This is a genomic window from Pseudomonas sp. B14(2022) (assembly GCF_012030485.1).
GTDB lineage: Bacteria > Pseudomonadota > Gammaproteobacteria > Pseudomonadales > Pseudomonadaceae > Aquipseudomonas.
In genome coordinates this window covers 401,380-420,114 of record NZ_JAAUVM010000001.1, presented here as the reverse complement: position 1 = coordinate 420,114, position 18,735 = coordinate 401,380, and the positions used below count along the sequence as shown (strand labels likewise).

At 62.7% G+C, this 18,735-nt stretch carries 15 protein-coding genes; 4 read left to right on the top strand and 11 right to left on the bottom strand.

Translation table 11 applies throughout. The features are described from left to right. Nucleotides 1-170 precede the first annotated feature (170 nt). A complete protein-coding gene (locus HCF10_RS02045) occupies nucleotides 171-794 on the bottom strand; it encodes a Pr6Pr family membrane protein (protein ID WP_131697428.1) in 624 nt (207 codons plus the stop codon). A gap of 4 nt (nucleotides 795-798) precedes the next feature. Continuing rightward, nucleotides 799-1,032: a VF530 family DNA-binding protein gene (locus HCF10_RS02040; RefSeq protein WP_016977534.1), complete on the bottom strand. Its 234-nt coding sequence runs from the start codon at nucleotides 1,030-1,032 to the stop codon at nucleotides 799-801. Nucleotides 1,033-1,539: 507 nt separating this feature from the next. On the opposite strand from HCF10_RS02040, the gene HCF10_RS02035 reads away from it, so the two are divergent. Beyond that, on the top strand, nucleotides 1,540-3,957 hold the full coding sequence (locus HCF10_RS02035) for a glucose/quinate/shikimate family membrane-bound PQQ-dependent dehydrogenase (RefSeq protein ID WP_167654789.1): 2,418 nt from the start codon (nucleotides 1,540-1,542) through the stop codon (nucleotides 3,955-3,957). A 104-nt stretch (nucleotides 3,958-4,061) separates the two neighbouring features. Here the strand turns inward: HCF10_RS02035 and HCF10_RS02030 are convergent, their stop codons facing one another. From HCF10_RS02030 to HCF10_RS01990, 9 genes are all read right to left on the bottom strand, one after another. After that, entirely contained in the window at nucleotides 4,062-6,398 is a 2,337-nt protein-coding gene (locus HCF10_RS02030; protein ID WP_167654788.1) for a putative bifunctional diguanylate cyclase/phosphodiesterase, read from the bottom strand. Nucleotides 6,399-6,611: 213 nt separating this feature from the next. Beyond that, nucleotides 6,612-7,787 (bottom strand): ABC transporter substrate-binding protein, encoded by a 1,176-nt coding sequence (locus HCF10_RS02025; protein ID WP_167654787.1) that lies wholly within the window; start codon nucleotides 7,785-7,787, stop codon nucleotides 6,612-6,614. Next, on the bottom strand, nucleotides 7,784-8,758 hold the full coding sequence (locus HCF10_RS02020; RefSeq protein WP_167654786.1) for a CobW family GTP-binding protein: 975 nt from the start codon (nucleotides 8,756-8,758) through the stop codon (nucleotides 7,784-7,786). Before HCF10_RS02020 ends, HCF10_RS02025 begins: the two co-directional genes overlap by 4 nt. A gap of 14 nt (nucleotides 8,759-8,772) precedes the next feature. After that, nucleotides 8,773-9,075 carry a hypothetical protein gene (locus HCF10_RS02015; protein ID WP_065938646.1) on the bottom strand — a complete coding sequence of 101 codons (303 nt, stop codon included), beginning with the start codon at nucleotides 9,073-9,075 and terminating at the stop codon, nucleotides 8,773-8,775. A 13-nt stretch (nucleotides 9,076-9,088) separates the two neighbouring features. Then, nucleotides 9,089-9,838: an SDR family NAD(P)-dependent oxidoreductase gene (locus HCF10_RS02010; RefSeq protein ID WP_167654785.1), complete on the bottom strand. Its 750-nt coding sequence runs from the start codon at nucleotides 9,836-9,838 to the stop codon at nucleotides 9,089-9,091. 77 nt (nucleotides 9,839-9,915) lie between these two features. Further along, entirely contained in the window at nucleotides 9,916-10,677 is a 762-nt protein-coding gene (locus HCF10_RS02005) for an SDR family NAD(P)-dependent oxidoreductase (protein ID WP_167654784.1), read from the bottom strand. Between the two features lie 10 nt (nucleotides 10,678-10,687). Then, the gene (locus HCF10_RS02000; RefSeq protein WP_065948897.1) at nucleotides 10,688-12,028 is read right to left on the bottom strand and encodes an MFS transporter; all 1,341 of its coding nucleotides are present in this window, start codon (nucleotides 12,026-12,028) and stop codon (nucleotides 10,688-10,690) included. 38 nt (nucleotides 12,029-12,066) lie between these two features. Beyond that, nucleotides 12,067-12,945: a polysaccharide deacetylase family protein gene (locus HCF10_RS01995; protein WP_003234086.1), complete on the bottom strand. Its 879-nt coding sequence runs from the start codon at nucleotides 12,943-12,945 to the stop codon at nucleotides 12,067-12,069. A gap of 11 nt (nucleotides 12,946-12,956) precedes the next feature. Beyond that, entirely contained in the window at nucleotides 12,957-14,288 is a 1,332-nt protein-coding gene (locus HCF10_RS01990) for an amidase (protein WP_167654783.1), read from the bottom strand. A 336-nt stretch (nucleotides 14,289-14,624) separates the two neighbouring features. On the opposite strand from HCF10_RS01990, the gene HCF10_RS01985 reads away from it, so the two are divergent. The 3 genes from HCF10_RS01985 to HCF10_RS01975 all read left to right on the top strand — a co-directional run bounded on the left by HCF10_RS01985 (nucleotide 14,625) and on the right by HCF10_RS01975 (nucleotide 18,734). After that, nucleotides 14,625-15,614 (top strand): GntR family transcriptional regulator, encoded by a 990-nt coding sequence (locus HCF10_RS01985; protein WP_027604651.1) that lies wholly within the window; start codon nucleotides 14,625-14,627, stop codon nucleotides 15,612-15,614. A gap of 119 nt (nucleotides 15,615-15,733) precedes the next feature. Continuing rightward, nucleotides 15,734-18,154: an endopeptidase La gene (lon, locus tag HCF10_RS01980; RefSeq protein ID WP_131697436.1), complete on the top strand. Its 2,421-nt coding sequence runs from the start codon at nucleotides 15,734-15,736 to the stop codon at nucleotides 18,152-18,154. 190 nt (nucleotides 18,155-18,344) lie between these two features. After that, nucleotides 18,345-18,734 carry a protease inhibitor I42 family protein gene (locus tag HCF10_RS01975; protein WP_131698287.1) on the top strand — a complete coding sequence of 130 codons (390 nt, stop codon included), beginning with the start codon at nucleotides 18,345-18,347 and terminating at the stop codon, nucleotides 18,732-18,734. Nucleotide 18,735 lies beyond the last annotated feature (1 nt).

Sequence of the window (18,735 nt, the reverse complement as noted above, 5' to 3'; positions counted from 1 at the left end):
TTTAAGGAGAAGGTTTTATGGGTAAATATAACTGTAGGAACAGGATTACATCACCTGAAAAACCAGGGCATTTATGTGAAAAGATTAACTAATGAGTTGAAGAGATCGAGAGGAAGCACGCAACCGTTCGACAAGACGGTGCGTGCCCAATAGCGCTAAGGAAAGGTGAATCAGGCGCGGGGCTTGATGAGCTTATCCAGCCCCACCACGGCCAGTGCAACCAGCACAAACCCGGCCAGAATGCCCCCGGCATTCACAAACACCTGTGGATAACCGAGGGTGCCGACATCGATGAACGGGTATTGATATTGCCCGAGCAAATCCCCGCGCAGCAGCACATAAGCGAAGTAGATCAGCGGATAAATTACCCACGCACCAACGTGCTTGAGGCGCAGGCTGCCCTTGGGTACACACCGGCACCAGTAGATGACAAACAACACCGGCATCACGTCGTGCAGCAATTCGTCGGCGATAAATTGAAAGCCTTCGGGCTGCCACAAGTGCCGCAGCAACAGGCTGTAGGCCAGGCTCACCACCACGATGCTCACGGCAATGCCACTGCTGACACTGGGCGCGAGAAAAAACCGCCTGGCGGCAGAGTCCCGACGAATCAGTGCGTAACTGAGCACCACCGCTGCCAGGGTATTGGTCAGCACCGTGAAGAAACTGAAGAAGTTGATCAGCCCGCCCAGCAGGCTGGCGCCGGCTTCCCAGCGCGAATAGAAAATCAGGTATTGCTGAATCGCCAACCCCACCCAACCGGCCAGCGCCGCTGCCGCCACATACCGCTTCATGGGATCAATCCAGCGGGCGTTTGGTGCGCATCAGCTTGACGTACAAGCCTTCGACCTTCTCCCGCGCCCAAGGCGTCTTGCGCAGGAAGGTCAGGCTGGACTTGATACTCGGGTCACTCTTGAAGCAGCGCACATCAATGCGTTCGGCAAGGCCTTCCCATTCGTAATGTTCCACCAGGGTGGTGAGGACGTGTTGCAGGGTCACGCCGTGGAGGGGGTCGTTGCTTGTCGCGGTCATGCCGGGCCTATGAAAAAGTACTCACGAAGGTGCACACCTTATCACTCCACCCTTACAGGTAAAAAAGTTCCCGCTTTCGGCGAAAGACAGATGTTAGGTTGTAACCACCCGTCTCAACCCTTATCACCGTCCGCCCCCACCGTCTAAAAAACCCTGAAGTTCCCCCTCCCCCCCTATTTGGCAGCGACGATCTGTCACTGTTACCAAATCGGAAATGATGCATCTTGCGATTCGTGCTTTCTCTTGGTGCGCCGGCGCTTTATCCTTGTCGGCAATAACCTGAAACGTTTCACTCCCCCGGTCGACCCCATTTTGCTGATTATTCCTACCCGTCAAGACAGCGCTGTCTTACACCGATCTGCGCCTGGGAATAAATCGCCCGCCTGTGGATAACGCTGATATCCCCAGAAAAACGTAATTAACGCTGAACCAAGCCCGTGCCGAATCGTCATCTACAGTGAAGAAACACGGGGATACATAATTCCAACGTAACGGAGAAACACAACTATGAGCACTGACGGTGCTTCAAGTCCAAGCCGCCTGCTCCCAAGGCTGCTAGGCGTCTTGCTGCTGATCATGGGGCTGGCCCTGCTGGCCGGTGGTATCAAGCTGAGCCTGCTCGGCGGGTCGCTGTATTACCTGCTGGCCGGTATCGGCATCACCCTGACCGGCCTGTTGCTGCTGGCCACCCGCCGCGCCGCGCTGGGCCTGTACGCGCTGGTGCTGTTCGCCAGCACCGTGTGGGCCCTGTGGGAAGTCGGCCTGGATTGGTGGCAGTTGGTGCCGCGCCTGGCGCTGCTGTTCGCCCTGGGCATCGTCATGCTGCTCCCGTGGTTTCGCCGTCCATTGCTGCGTGGCCAACCTGCCCCGCTGGGCACTGGAGCGCTGAGCGTGGCCGTGGTGCTGGCCGGTGCTACTGCCCTTGCCAGCCAATTCACCACCCCCGGTGAAATGGTCAAGACCGGCCAACTGGACCGCGACGCGGTACCGGGCATGGCCAGCGCCGCACCGTCCCAGGCGGATGGCGATTGGAATTCCTATGGCCGCTCGGCCTACGGTGATCGCTACTCGCCATTGGCGCAGATCACCCCGGAAAACGCGCACAAGCTGGTACCGGCGTGGACCTATCGCACCGGCGACATCCCAGGCCCGAACGATCCGGGTGAAACCACCGCAGAAAACACCCCGCTGAAAGTCAACGGCATGCTCTACGTGTGCACGCCGCACAGCCAGGTGATCGCGCTGGACCCGGACACCGGCAAGGAAATCTGGCGCTTCGATCCGAAGATCAGCAGCCAGGGCGCCGAGAACTTCAAGGGTTGGGCACACATGACCTGCCGTGGCGTGTCGTATCACGATGACGCCGCCTACGCTTCCGAGCAGAGCCCGACCGGCAGCGCCAGCCCGGCTGCCGCGCCGAACGCCTGCCCGAAACGCATCTTCGTACCGACCGCCGACACCCGCCTGATCGCCCTGAACGCCGACACCGGCAAGATGTGCGAAGACTTCGGTGACAAAGGCCAGGTCGACCTGCGTGCCAATATCGGCAGCTTCGCCCCCGGCGGTTACTACTCCACTTCGCCACCGGCCGTGACCAAAAACCTGGTGGTGATTGGTGGCCACGTCACCGATAACGTCTCCACCGACGAGCCCAGCGGCGTGATCCGCGCGTTCGACGTACACACCGGCAAGCTGGTGTGGAACTGGGACAGCGGCAACCCGGACGACACCACCCCGTTGGCCGAGGGCAAGACCTACACCCGCAACTCGCCGAACATGTGGTCCATGTTCGCCGTGGATGAAAAACTCGGCATGCTCTACCTGCCGATGGGCAACCAGATGCCTGACCAATACGGCGGCGACCGTACCGACGATTCCGAGAAGTACGCAGCGGGCCTCACCGCTTTGGACATCGACAGCGGCCACGTGAAGTGGACCTTCCAGTTCACTCACCATGACCTGTGGGACATGGACGTTGGCGGCCAGCCGTCGCTGATCGACATCAAGACCGAAGCCGGCGTGAAGCAGGCGGTGATGGCGTCGACCAAGCAAGGCAGCATCTACGTACTGGACCGCGCCACCGGCCAGCCGGTCGTGCCGATCCACGAAGTGGCCGTGCCGCAAGGTGCAGTCGCGGGTGACCGTACTTCCCCGACCCAACCGAAGTCCGAACTGAACTTCATGCCACCGCCGCTCAAAGAGCGTGACATGTGGGGCGTGACGCCGTTCGACCAGATGCTGTGCCGTATCGATTTCAAATCCATGCGCTACGACGGTGCTTTCACCCCGCCTTCGCTGCAAGGTTCGATCGTTTACCCAGGTAACTTCGGCGTGTTCGACTGGGGTGGCATTTCCGTCGACCCGGTACGCCAGATCGCCTTCGTGAACCCGAGCTACATGGCGTTCAAATCCAAGCTGATTCCGGCGGCCGATATCGCCAAGCAAGGCCCACGCGTCAGCGAAACCGAAGGCGTGCAGCCGAACAAAGGCGCGCCGTACGGCGTGATCCTCGAAGCCCTGCTGTCGCCCCTGGGCCTGCCGTGCCAGGCACCGGCATGGGGTTACGTGGCCGCGGTCGACCTGACCACCCACCAGACCATCTGGATGCACAAGAACGGCACCGTGCGTGACAGCTCGCCGGTCCCGGTTCCCCTGACCATGGGCGTACCGAGCCTGGGCGGCACCTTCACCACCGCCGGTGGCGTGTCGTTCCTCAGCGGTACCCTCGACCAGTACCTGCGTGCCTACGACGTGAAAAACGGCAAGCAACTGTGGGAAGGCCGCCTGCCGGCCGGCGCGCAAACCACACCGATGACCTACACCGGCAAGGACGGCAAGCAGTACGTGCTGGTCGTGGCGGGTGGTCATGGTTCCCTGGGGACCAAACAGGGTGACTACGTGATGGCGTTTAAACTGCCGGATTAAGCGTTATCGGCGGCAAAACAAAGGCGGCTACCCTCACAGGTAGCCGCCTTTTTCATAACCAATGAAGATCAAAATCCGGGAGGGGCGATGGACGGCACCCGTCGTTAGAGCGGTGTCCGTTCACGCCGCATCCACATCTCGAACGCCATGGCATTGAGCGGCCGGCTGATCAGGTAGCCCTGGGCAGTGTCGCAGTTCCAAAGCTTGAGCAGCTTGAGGCTGGGCTCGAATTCCACGCCTTCGGCCACCACCTTGAGCCCCAGGTTGTGGCTCATTTCGATGGTCGAACGCACGATCACGCCGTCACCGCTGGTGCTGTCGAGGTTGCGCACGAAGGACTGGTCGATCTTCAACTCCTGCACCGGCAGGCGCTGCAGTTGCGCCAGCGACGAATAGCCGGTGCCGAAGTCATCCACCGACAGGCTGATGCCACACCCGCGCAGTTGCTCCAGCACGCTCAAGGCTTGTTGCGGGTTGTGCATGATCGCGCTTTCGGTGATCTCGAAAATCAGCTGCTTGGCCGCCACGCCGTACTGCATCAGCAGGGTGGTGACACGGATCGCCAGGTCGTCATCGACCAAGTCATCCACCGAGATATTCACCGACAACTGAATGTGCATGCCGCGCTGCGACCACTCACCGATCTGGCGGATGGCTTCTTCGATCACCCACTGGGTCAGCCCGCCCATGCTGCCGGTGCGCTCGGCCAGGGGGATGAATTCGGCGGGCGACACCAGCCCCAGGGTGGGATGCTGCCAGCGCAGCAAGGCTTCGGCCTGGCACACGTCGCCGTGCTTGAGGTCGAGCTTGGGCTGGTAGCACAGGTACAACTCGCCTTCGACGACGGCCCGGCGCAGGTCGCGGATCAGGGTGATCTGGCGCTGGTGGGCGAGGTCGCGGTCCTGTTGGTATATCTGCAGATAGCCCGGCAGCGTCGCCGCATCATGGCGGGCGATGGCGGCGCGGCTGATCAGTTCTTCAACGTGCTGACCATCGGCGGGGTAAGCGGCGATACCGATGCTGACTTCGTGGCGCACTTCGTCATTGCCGATGCGCTGGGGTTCGGTAAGCAGCGCGTAGAGGCGGTCGGCGCGGGCCACGGCACGGTCGACCTCGGTGTTTTCCAGCAACAGCAAAAACTCGCTGCCGGTGATGCGCGCCGCCGTGTCGCTGGCCAGCAGGCTCATGGACAGGCAGCGGCTGGCTTCGCGCAGCATTTCATCCACACCCTCGGGACCGAAGCCCTCGTTGATAACGCGGTAGTTCTCGATCCCCAGGTACAGCAACACCACCGGCCGCCGCGCACTGATCGCACTGCCCAGGCGCTCCATGGCCAGGGCACGGTTGGGCAGGCCGGTGAGGGAGTCATGCAAAGCGTTATGGGCCAGTTGCCGTTCGCGCACGGCGATGCCGCTTTGCATGGCATTGAAGGCGCGGGCCAGCAAACCGAATTCATCGTGGCTGCGTACCCGCACCGGCGTGCGGTAATCACCGGCCCCGATGCGCCCGGCCGCCTCCACGAGTGCATTGAGCGGGCGCGAGACCCGCCGCGCCAGGAACAGCGCGCCGGCCAACGACACCAGCAGCACCGCCAGGGCAATCCCGAGAAACTGCCGGTCCAGCGGCGCAAAGGATTCCAGTGCATGGTCCAGCGGGCTCTGAAGCAATACACGCACTTCATCACCCTCGCCAGTGTTGGCCAACGCCAGCACTCGGCTGAGCACGCGCTGACCGTGAAACACATGGATCTGCGCCTCAGGGTTGAGCGGTGCGCCGTGCAGCAGGCTGAGGGCAGTGGCCTGGTACGCGTCGGGCTGGGTGCTGAACAGCGGGCCGGGCGTGCCGTCCTGCACACTGAGGAACGACACTTCCAGGTTGCTCATGGAGCGCAGTTCATAGGCGAACAGTTGGTCCATGGCAAAGCCCATCACGATGCGCGCGATGGGCAACGGGTCGCGCACCTCATCCTGCACCAGCAGGTAAGGCCGCCCGTCCAGGGCCACGATCAACATTTGCAGGCCATTGCGCCGCGCATGACGCAAGGCGACGTCATAGGGGAACCGCTGGCCGCGGGTGAGGATGGGGAGCGTGCTGACCATGACCTTGCCGTCCAGGCCCAGCACAAACACTTCGCTGGAACGGATGCCGGTGCCGTGGCGACGCAGTGCCGCCAGGATCGGCGCAGGCTTGCCCGCGGCCACGGCCTGCTTGAACGGGCCATCGCCAGCGAGCCAGTCGAGCCCGTATCGCAGGCGCCGCCCGCGCAGGTCCAGCAGACGCTCGAATACCTGGGTTCCGGTTTTCAGTTGGACTTGTGCCTGATTCTCCACGGCTCGGCGGGTGGCGCTCTTGACGGCGAAATAGGTCGCGGCGACCACCACCAGCAGCAACAGCGCCAACACCCCGGCGATGCGGGTTTGAAAGGTATGGCGCCATGTCATGGCAGTGCCCTCCGGCAGCGTTCGCCTCTCTCTGCCGCCGCGTCCCTTAGTCATGTGCAGTCCCTGCGCCCAGACCCGCCGTCAAAAAAACATCTATTTAGATTGTAAATTTTGTTTTAGCAGATTAGCTGGGACAAAGCAGAAGCGCACCGAATAAAACCGGGGATTTTACTGTCATTTTATTGGCGACAACCGGTTGGCCATTCCGGTCAATCAAAGAGCGCGAGCGCGCATGAAGTCCCCCCAACGCCGCACCAGATAGTTGTGCTCATCCATGACCGAGTTCCACACCGCGATATGCCCCATGCGCTGCTCGTAGGAGCCGCCATCGCGCACCTCGCCGATATCGATCAACGGCAACCCATCGCTGCCGGGCAACTCTTCCCGCGCAGGCTTGCCGGCGTACCAGTAATCCCACTCGGCACTGCTGAGGTGATCGCGGCTGCGCGCCGGATTGCCGATGTAGTAACCCTGGCGCGCCATCACCGCACCCGGCCAGCCGGACAACCACCAATTGAGGTACGCATACGCCGCATCCAGCACCGGGCCCTGGGCATGGCGCGACAATGACAAGCCGCCGAACCAGGCGCGATAGCCTTCGCGGGGGACCGCCAGGCGGTATTTCACCCCGGCGCGGTGCAGGCGCATCAGGGTCGGCGACCACAAGCTCTGAATATCGATGCTAGGGCTGAGCATCAGTTGCGCCGCCTCTTCATCGTCGGACCAGAACGCGGCGAAATGTCCTTCCTTCTGCTTGCGCACCAGAATATCGGCGAGCACGTCGATCTCTTCGATGCTCATATTGCCGATGTCGTTAAAGCGCGCCAGCCCCGCGCCCTGCACGGCCAGCGCAGCATCCAGGGCGCCGATGGCGGCATCGCTCTGCAGCGCCGTGCGGGCGCGCCAGGCCGGGTCCAGCAGCCAGCCCCAGCTTTCGTTACCGTGGCAAAACCCCTCGGGCAGGCGCTCGGGGCGGTAGGCGAAGCTGTCGGCATTGTGGGTCAGGGGCAGCATGCTGATGCGTTCGGTGACGGTGCTGCCAAGGCCGCCGTCGTGCTGAACGAATAGGCGCTCGCTGGGTACGCTGCCGCTGCCCAGGCGGTCGCTGGGCGACAGCCGACCGCGCTTGGGCAGGTCGTTGATCTCGTGCCACAGCGCGATACGCCGCGTGTCGATGGGCTGGATCGCCCGGGCCGGCCACACGAAGTCGACGTTGTGAAACCATTGGTCGTACAGGTCATAACTGTCGGGCTGCATCACCGCGATGCGCTGGGCCTGTTCGACGTCGTGCACCTGGTACACCAGGCGAATCCCCAGTTCCTGTTCGGCGCGCACCCGCAGGCATTCGAGCAAAGTGACCGAGGTGCCGAGCACCCGTAAGGTGATCATCCGGCGAACCGCCGTGAGAACACTTCAAAGGAACGCTGCAGCAACGCAGGGTCGAGGCCACGCAGGATAAACACCAGGCGCGATTGCCGGTCGGTGCCTGGCCACGCAGGCAGATGGACCGGAGCATGCAGGCAATGCTGCACGCCATGAATGACGATGGGGGCGTTACTGGCGTTCACGTTGAGCAGTCCTTTGACGCGAAGGATTCGTTCGCCGTGGCATCTTAACAGCATCGACAACCACACCCCGAAGCCGACCCAGTCCAGCGGCTGGTCGAAGGTCATACTGCACACTTGGGCTTCCCCATGGCTGGCGCTGGTGGTCTGATGCAATTGCCAGCGGCTGACTTCCATGGCGGGTTCGGCACTGCGCAGGCCTTCACCGAGCAACAGTTGGTCGCCGCTGTGGATGGCGTGGGTATCGAGGATCGGCGTACCGGCGTTGAGCGCCTGCAGGTGCGCACGCAGCGGTTCGCAGTCATCCACAAGATCAGTCTTGCTCAGCAGCAAACGGTCTGCCGCCGCGACCTGGGCCAGCCATTCCGGGTGCAGGCGTTCTTGCAACGCGGCGTGGCTGGCGTCGACCAGCGTCACCACCAGGCCGATATGAAAACGCCCGCGCAGTTGCACGTCGTTGTTCAAGGTGGCAAGGATCGGGGCCGGGTCGGCCAGGCCGGTGGTCTCGAGGATCACCCGTTTGAACGCAGGAATTTCGCCACGCTCGCGGCGTTGCAACAGACCGAGCAACGCGTCCTTGAGCTCGCCACGGATGGAGCAGCAGATGCAGCCGCTGGGCAACAGCACGGTATTAGGCGCGACTTCTTCCACCAGCAGATGATCGATGCCGATGTCGCCGAATTCGTTGATCAGCAGTGCCGTGTCACCCAGGCTTTCACCTTGCAGCAGGCGCTGGAGCAAGGTGGTTTTGCCGCTGCCGAGAAAGCCGGTGATCACATTTAGAGCAATGCTCATATTTACCTCCGGCCCTACAATGGGGTGTTTTCCAGGTGGTCAAGTAGACGCGGGTCAAGGGGATCCAGCGGCCGGCCGAGCATGGTTTCAGCTGCCTGCCAGAGTTGATCCAGCCCGCTTGCCAGTGCCTGTTTGCCGGTGGCGCCCAACAGCAGATAGGAGGCGCCCTGGAAGTCTTCGACCTTGAGTCGGAACACCGCCAGCACCTGGTTGATCGCAGCGATACGGCGCAGGCGTTCGCGGCGCCGGGGCAGTTCATCGCCCAGGGGGTCGCTCCAGTGCAGGTCTTCGCCGAGCAATCCGCAGAGTCCGCACATGGCTACACCTCACTCATGGCATGACATCGCCGGAGTTCGGGCCCAGGGTCTGGCCGACGAACAGGTTGCCACCCGGCTCACTGGCCAGCAGCACAGCGGTGGGCGCCACTTCGTCCGCCAGGCCGAAGCGCCCCAAGGGCAGCTCCTTGGCCTTGGCGCGCTTCCAATCGTCACTGATACCGCCCACTAACGGCGTCTCGATCGGGCCGGGGGCGATGGCGTTGACCAGCACGTTGTCCTTGGCCACTTCCAACGCCAGGGATTTGGTAAAGCCGATCACCCCGGCCTTGGCGGCCGCGTAGTGGGTCAGTTCGGCGCCGCCCTTGATGCCCAGTTGCGACGCCACGTTGATGATCCGTCCCCAACGCTGGGCGAGCATATGCGGCAAGGCGCGCTGGCTGGCGACGAACACGCTGGTGAGGTCGACGCGCAGCATGTCGTTCCACATCTCGATGGACAGGTCGACGCAACGCGCCTGGGTAAGCATCCCGGCATTGTTGACCAGGATATCGATGCCGCCGAAGTGTTCGACGCAACGGTCGACACTGGCCTGGGCACCTTCGACCGTGCCGACATCGGCCACGCACTCGACCACTTCGGCGCCGAGGTTGCGGCAGGTGATTGCGGTTTCGGCGAGGCTGGCGGCGTTGCGGTCGGCCAATAGCAGACGCGCGCCTTCAACGGCGTAGGCGCGGGCGATGGCGGCACCGATGCCGCTGCCGGCACCGGTGATCACGGCGCGGCGGTTGGTCAGTTGGTTCATGCAAAAACTCCTGAAAAATTCCACTTCCAATGTGGGAGGGGGCTTGCCCCCTCCCACATTTGGATCAAGTACATCAGTCAGTCAGGCCAGCGCACGGTGAGGCCGCCGTCGATGACGATGCTCTGCCCGGTCAAATAACTCGACGCCTCACTGGTCAAGAACTGCACCAGCGACGCCACCTCATCTGCGCGCCCTACCCGCCCCAGCGGAATCGCCCGCGCGGCCTTGGCCAGGCCTTCCGGGCCGAGGGAGTTCTTCGCATCCAGCGATTGCGGTGTTTCGATCAACCCCGGGATCACCGCATTGCAGCGAATGCCCAGGGGCGCCAACTCCACCGCCAGCGAGCGGCACAACCCCGGCACACCAGCCTTGGCTGCGGCGTAATGGCTGTGTTCCTGCCAGCCATACACGCCGCCGGCAATCGAAGAGATCGCCACCAGCGCGCCGCCTTCGTTCATATGCCGCGTCGCCGCGCGGAAGGTGCGCATCACCCCCGTGAGGTCGACATTGAGCATCTCGTTCCATCGCTCATCGGTCATTTCCAGCAGCGGCGCACGGCGCAGCAAACCGGCGTTGGCCACCGCGTAATCCAGCCGGCCGAAATGCTGTACCGCCTGTTCGGCGAGGGCGTCCACCGAGGCGGTATCGCCCACGTCCAGCGGTAACATCAGGCACTCGCCCCTCGCCTCCTCCACCTGCGACACGGTGGTGCTCGGGTCGTGGGGATCGGCCGGGTAATACCCGCCCACCACCGCCACGCCGCTGCGTGCATAGGCCACGGCGAGGGCTTGGCCAATGCCACTGGCGGCACCGGTAATCAGCGCAACTTTACGGCTCATCACATTCTCCTTACTGAACGGTTTCCGGACGCACATGGCGGGCGGCAAACATCAGCGCGCCGGACAAGAAGCACGGCAGCGCGCCGAACCACAGCGCGGCGGTCTGCCAGTCACTGCCGGCGGACAACACCTGGGTCGCACCAAAGCCTGCGACCACGGCACCAATCGGGCCCATGGCATGGATGATCGCGCCGCCGGTGGCGCGGATGCTGGTGGGGAAGCTTTCACTGATAAAGAACAGCGCCGCCGAGTACGGCCCGATCAGGAAGAACAGGCCCAGGCTGTACAGCCCGACCACCATCGGCATATTGCTCGGACCAAACAGCATGCCGGCAAACGCCAGGCCGCCGAGCATCCAACCCAGGCCGATGACGTTACGACGGCCGATCTTGTCGCCCATCCAGCCGTGGCTGAGGTAGCCGCAGTAACCCACCAGGTTCGACAGCACGAGGATGATCAGCGAGTTCTCGAACGAGATGTGGTGCACGCTGACGATCACCGAAGTGCCGAGCACGCTGAACACCTGGATCGCTGCCCAGTTGAGCAGCAGCGCAGCGCCGATCACCAGCGTGGCGCGACGGGCCGGGCCACGGAAGGCCGCCTTGAGACCGGCCTTGCTGTGTTCGTCGTAGTCCACGCCGTAGGTCACGGCAACGTTTTGCGCTTCGGTCACCGCACCGCTTTTACGCAGTTGGCTGATGCGCTGGTGGATCTGGAACTGCGGGCTCTCCTTGAGCTTGCGCGCCATGATCGCGATCACCACCGCGGGGATCGCGGCGAAGATGAAGCAACCCTGCCAGCCGATGATCGGCAGCAACAGCGCGGTCAAACCGGCGGCGATCAACGCACCGACCGGCCAGCCGCCCTGCACTAGGCTGTAGATGAAGCCGCGACGCTTGGTCAGTCGTGGGTCTTCCGAGGCGCCATACAGCTCGGTCAAATAGGTGGCGTTGACGGTCTCCTCGGCATACCCCAGGCCGCCCAGCGAACGGATCAGAATCAGCGGCGACTTGCCCCACGCCCCGCCAATGGCGGTCAGCGCCGAGCACAGTGCGGAACCGGCCACGGTGAAAATAATCCCTTTGCGCCGCCCCAGCTTGTCGACGATCGGCCCGATGGCCAAGGCGACGACGGCGGTACCCACCGCCACCCAGGTCGCGATTTCAGCTTGCTCCACTTCACCCCAGCCAAAGTGCCGGCCGATCTCCGGCAGCAAGGTGCCGAACAGGATGAAGTCATACACCGCAAACACCCAGGCGAAAAACGCGATCCAGGTGGCGAAGCGCACTTCCTGGGACGTCAGTTGCCGGGGTTTCCAGCCAGTCAGGTCAAGCTTGTTGTAGATGGACATAATCGCGCCTCGGGAGGTGGGGGCTGCTTGGGTTGGGATCAGGTACGCGGTTGGCGGCGGATAAAGTCGTCGGCGATTTCGTCGAAGGTGACGAAGCGCACGCCGGCATGGCTCTGGATGTGTTCGATCAAGCGCTCGAGCATCAGCAGCACTTGCGGGCGGCCGGACACGTCGGGGTGGATGGTCATGGTGAACACCGCGTGTTCGTGCTCGCGGTAGACCCAGTCGAACTGGTCGCGCCACATTTCTTCGAGGTGACGCGGGTTGACGAAACCGTGGCTGTTGGGGGCTTTCTTGATGAACATCATCGGCGGCAGGTCGTCGAGGTACCAGTTGGCCGGGATCTCCACCAGGTCGGTTTCTTCACCGCGCACCAGGGGTTTCATCCAGGTGTCGGGGTGCTGGCTGTAGTCGATCTTGGTCCAGCTGTCGCCCTTGCGCACGTAGTAGGGGTGGAAGTCGTTGTGCATCAGGCTGTGGTCGTACTTGATGCCTTTCTTCAGCAGCAGCTCGTTGGTGACCTTGCTGAATTCCCACCACGGCGCGACGTAGCCGGTGGGACGCTTGCCGGTGACTTGGGTGATCAGTTCGATGGACTTGTCGAGGACGATTTCTTCCTGCTCGGCGGTCATCGCAATCGGGTTTTCGTGGCTGTAGCCATGCACGCCGATTTCGTGACCGGCGTCGGCCACGGCCTTCATCTGCTCGGGGAAGGTTTCCATCGAGTGGCCGGGGATAAACCAGGTGGTGCGCAGGCCGTAGCGTTCGAACAGTTTGAGCAGGCGCGGCGCACCGATTTCACCAGCGAACAGGCCGCGGGAGATGTCGTCGGGCGAGTCTTCGCCGCCATAGGAACCGAGCCAGCCGGCGACGGCGTCGACGTCGACGCCAAATGCACAGAGGATGTCTTTAGCCATGGTGTGTCTCCTTAAATGTTGAGTACGGATTCGACGGATAAGGCCGCGCGCAACAGCCGCGCGTCTTCTCCTGTCGGGGCGCTGAGCAGCAGCCCGGTGGGCAGGCCCTGGGCATCACGGCCACTGGGTAAGCTGACGCCTGGCATGTCGAGAAAGCTGCCGGGCATGGTCAGGCGCAGGGTGGCGAGGTTGGTTTTGACGAACAGTTCGTCGTCGGCTTCAAGCGGTGCCAACGCCGGGGCGACATGGGCGACGGTGGGGGTGATCAGGATCGCGCCGTCGAGGTCGTCGAGCAGTTGCTGTTGCAGGCGGCGGCGCGCCTCGGTCAGGTGGATCAGTTGGCTGGCCGGCAATCCGCGCGCGGCTTCAAGGCGGCGGCGCACACGGGGGTCGAGTTGCTCGGCATCAGTGCTGTCGAGCAGGGCCTGGTGCAGGGCGAAGGCTTCGAACGCGCCGAGCCAGCCTTGGTGCTTGATGAGGTCCAGGGTGGCCTGGAACGGGGGGCTTTCACGCTCTTCAATCAGCGCGCCTTCCGCCTTCAGTCGCTCAACGGCGCGCAGCAGGTTGTTGCGCACGGCAGGCTCCACGTCGGCCAGCACGCCCTGTTCCAACACAAAACGCTGCCCTTTCAGGCGGCGGGCACTGTGCTGCTGGGTACGGCCATGGAGCAGGTCGTCGATGGCCAAGGCATCGCGCACGCTGCGCGTCAACGGACCGAGGCTGTCGAGGGAGTGGGCCAAGGGAAACACACCGTCGCGGCTGTAGCGTCGGCTGCTGCTGCGGTACCCCACCAATCCGTTGAGCGCCGCCGGAATGCGGATGGAACCGGCGGTGTCGGTGCCCATGGCGATCGGCACGATACCGGCCGCGACCGCCACCGCCGACCCGGACGACGAGCCCCCGGGAATGCGCGCATGGTCCGTGCCATGGGGATTGTGCGGCGTGCCGAAATGCGGGTTCAGGCCCAACCCGGAATAGGCCAGTTCGCTGAGGTTGGTCTTGCCGACGCTGACCATCCCGGCACGGCACAACAGGCCCACGCTGGGGGCGTCGAGCAACGCGGCGGGCGCAGTACGGCGGTAGGCGGCGCCCGCGGTGGTGATGCTGCCGGCCACATCGAACAGGTCTTTCCAGGCCAGGGGTACGCCGTCGAACACGCTCAAGGGCTGGCCGGCACGCCAACGGGCGGCGGACGCTTCGGCTTCACGGCGGGCGCGCTCGGCGGTCAGGGAAATAAATACGCTGGTCGAGCGGCTCGCTTGATCGAGTGCCTGCTCAAGGACTTGCACCGGGTCGCTGCGACCGCTGGCGAAATCCTCGGCCAGTGAAGTGGCGTCTGACATCAGGGAAACCTCATAAAACGTACATATTCATAAAATGTACATTTTATAAAGGCAGCTTTCGTGCCAGTCTCTGCGTAGCGCTCTTGACGCGATTACGCATTTTTACCCAGAGCTACGGGATAGATGGTGTTGCTCGATGGAAAAAAACCTTGCGCCACGCTTGCGAAGCGCCTCCGATGAAATAATGTACCTTTTATTAATAAGTACATTTTGGTGCAGAAAAGTAACATTCCTACATTCAAGGCCCCAAAAAAGTGCCACCGACGTGGCGCAGAGTGACAGGCGCAACTTATGAGAGAATCCCCGGCCACCGTCCTACATGCCTTTGAGAAATCGATGAAAGCAGTGTCCGCCTCGGCCTCCCGTTACGCGATGATTCACCAGGTGTTGCGCGACGCGATCGTCAACGGCACCGCCCGCCATGGCCTGGTATTGCTGGAAGCGCCCCTGGCCGAGCTGTTCGGCACCAGCCGCGTGCCGGTGCGCAAGGCGCTGGACCTGCTGCACGCTGAGGGCTTGATCTGCCGTTTCAACGGCCGGGGTTACCTGATTAACCCCGAAGGCCTGGCCATGGAACCGCTGCGCCTGCCCCTGAGCCATGCGCACCTGGGCCTCAATGGCGAGGCCGAACTGGTGGACACCCGGCCGCTGGGCGAGCGCATCGTCGAGGAAATCGGCGCGGCGCTGTCCACCTGCATCGCCTTTGGCCATTACCGCCTGGATGAACAGGCCGCCGCCGACCACTATGGCGTCAGCCGCGCGGTGGTGCGTGAGGCGCTGATGCGCCTGCGCGACCGTGGCCTGGTGGAAAAAGAGCCCTATTCCCAATGGCTGGCGGGGCCACTGACCGCGCGGGAGGTCACCGAGGATTACGAACTGCGCGCCTGCCTGGAACCCGAAGCCCTGCGCCAAAGTGCCCCGAACCTCGACCGCGACATGCTTGAAGCCATGCTGCAGCGCGTGCTGGATGCCCAGGACAGCCCGCAGTGCAGCCTGGAAGCCATCGAGCAGATCGAAGAGGACCTGCACCAGCGCTGCCTGGCCGGCCTGCAAAACCGCAAGATTGCCGCGCTGATTCGCCAAGGCCAGAGCCCGATGATTATCAGCCGGATTTTTTACCGATTGCTGGGGATCGGCGCTGATCCGGCGATGCTCGCCGAACATCGCTTGATTTTGGAACTGCTGCTGCATGGCGCATTCGATGCGGCCGCGTTGAACTTGCGCGAGCATTTGCAGCGGGCGCGGCAGCGGATGTTGCAGCGTCTGAAAGTGCTGTCGGTGCTGCCAGAACAGCCACTCCCCGCCTACCTCCACAAAATCAGCTGACCCACATTGACCAAGTCGCCGCAGTAATTTCATGCAATATATTGCTATCTCACCCCCACCATTGAAACCACTGCTACCCCGCCCCATCTAACCTGCATACTTCCTTATGCAGGTGCCCCATGAGCGACCAGCAAGAATTCCCTGATTACGACCTCAACGATTACGCCGACCCCGAAAACGCTGAAACCCCTTCGTCCAATACCGGCCTGGCCCTGCCTGGGCAAAACCTGCCGGACAAGGTCTACATCATCCCGATCCACAATCGGCCGTTCTTCCCGGCGCAAGTGCTGCCGGTGATCGTCAACGAAGAGCCGTGGGCCGAGACCCTGGAGCTGGTGAGCAAATCCGACCACCACTCCCTCGCCCTGTTCTTCATGGACACGCCGCCGGAAGACCCACGCCACTTCGACACCTCCGCCCTGCCGCTGTACGGCACCCTGGTGAAGGTGCACCACGCCAGCCGCGAGAACGGCAAGCTGCAATTCGTCGCCCAGGGCCTGACCCGCGTGCGGATCAAAACCTGGCTCAAGCACCACCGCCCACCGTATCTGGTGGAAGTCGAATACCCGCACCAGCCAAGCGATCCGACCGACGAGGTCAAGGCCTACGGCATGGCGCTGATCAATGCGATCAAGGAACTGCTGCCGCTCAACCCGCTGTACAGCGAAGAGCTGAAGAACTACCTCAACCGCTTCAGCCCCAACGACCCGTCGCCCCTCACCGACTTCGCCGCCGCCCTCACGTCGGCCACCGGTAATGAGCTGCAGGAAGTGCTGGACTGCGTGCCAATGCTCAAACGCATGGAAAAAGTCCTGCCGATGCTGCGCAAGGAGGTGGAAGTCGCGCGCCTGCAAAAAGAACTCTCCGCCGAGGTGAACCGCAAGATCGGCGAGCACCAGCGCGAGTTCTTCCTCAAGGAACAGCTCAAGGTCATCCAGCAGGAACTGGGCCTGACCAAGGACGACCGCAGCGCCGACGTCGAACAGTTCGAGCAACGCCTGGAGGGCAAGGTGCTGCCGGCCCAGGCGAAAAAACGTATCGATGAAGAACTGAACAAACTGTCTATCCTCGAAACCGGCTCACCGGAATACGCGGTGACGCGCAATTACCTGGACTGGGCCACCTCGGTGCCATGGGGCGTGTATGGCGAGGACAAACTCGACCTCAAACACGCGCGCAAGGTGTTGGACAAGCACCATGCCGGCCTGGATGACATCAAGAGCCGCATTCTCGAATTCCTTGCGGTGGGCGCCTATAAAGGCGAAGTCGCCGGCTCCATCGTGCTGCTGGTGGGTCCGCCTGGCGTGGGCAAGACCAGCGTGGGCAAATCCATCGCCGAGTCCCTCGGGCGGCCGTTCTATCGCTTCAGCGTCGGCGGCATGCGCGACGAGGCCGAGATCAAGGGCCATCGCCGCACCTACATCGGCGCCATGCCGGGCAAGCTGGTGCAGGCGCTCAAGGACGTGGAGGTGATGAACCCGGTGATCATGCTCGACGAGATCGACAAAATGGGCCAGAGCTACCAGGGCGACCCGGCCTCGGCGCTGCTCGAAACCCTCGACCCGGAGCAGAACGTCGAATTCCTCGACCACTACCTGGACCTGCGCCTGGACCTGTCCAAGGTGCTGTTCGTGTGCACCGCCAACACCCTGGACTCGATCCCCGGCCCGCTGCTGGACCGTATGGAAGTGATTCGCCTGTCGGGCTATATCACCGAAGAAAAAGTCGCGATCGCCAAACGCCACCTGTGGCCAAAACAGCTGGAAAAAGCCGGCGTTTCGAAAAACAGCCTGAGCATCAGCGACGGCGCCCTGCGCGCACTGATCGACGGTTACGCCCGTGAAGCCGGGGTGCGCCAGCTGGAGAAACAGCTGGGCAAACTGGTGCGCAAGGCGGTGGTCAAGCTGCTGGACGCGCCGAACTCGGTGATCAAGATCGGCAACAAGGACCTGGAAAGCTCCCTCGGCATGCCGGTGTTCCGCAACGAGCAGGTGTTGTCGGGTACCGGTGTGATCACCGGCCTGGCCTGGACCAGCATGGGTGGCGCTACGTTGCCGATCGAGGCGACGCGCATCCACACCCTCAATCGCGGCTTCAAGCTCACCGGGCAGTTGGGTGAGGTGATGAAAGAGTCCGCCGAAATCGCCTACAGCTACATCAGCTCCAACCTGAAGTCGTTTGGCGGCGATCCGAAGTTCTTCGATGAAGCCTTCGTGCACTTGCACGTACCGGAAGGCGCCACGCCGAAGGACGGCCCGAGCGCCGGGGTGACCATGGCCAGCGCGCTGCTGTCCCTGGCCCGCAATCAAGCGCCGAAAAAAGGCGTGGCCATGACTGGCGAACTGACGTTGACCGGGCATGTGCTGCCAATTGGCGGGGTGCGTGAGAAGGTGATTGCGGCGCGGCGCCAGAAGATTCACGAACTGATTCTGCCGGAGCCGAACCGTGGCAGTTTTGAAGAGTTGCCGGAGTACCTGAAGGAAGGCATGACCGTGCACTTTGCCAAACGCTTTGCGGATGTGGCGAAGGTGTTGTTCTGATAGAGCGCTAGCGCCTGAACTGGCCTCATCGGGGGCAAGCCCCCTCCCACACTTGAATGTGTTCACACATCAACATGTGGGAGGGGGCTTGCCCCCGATGGCGTGAGTGGCCGCAACCTGTATCCTGCTTGTAACACCCTGTCTTATCTTCGGTTATGCTCGGTCTTCGTCGCCAAACAACGGAGCCCCCATGACCGCTGCCCGCCTGCTTCTCCCCCTGAGCCTTTGCCTGCTCGCCGCCTGCGCCAGTGCGCCGAAGCAAAACGTCACCGTGGAAGAACAGGGCGCTTGTCCGCTGCAACTCAAAACCGGGCAAAACCTGATCCTCACCCTGCCAAGCAACCCAACCACGGGTTATCGCTGGGCCATCCAGGATTCCGCTGGCGGCGTACTGCGTGCACTGAGCCCCGAGGTGTACAGCAGCTCGGAATCCGGTGTGGTCGGTGGCGGAGGCCAGTCCACCTGGCGCTTCCAGGCTTTCACGGCCGGCCAGGGTCGTTTGCGCCTGACCTCCCAGCAACCCTGGGAACCGGAAGCCGAGCCCGCCGAGACCTTCGACTGCGCCATTACGGTGAACTGAT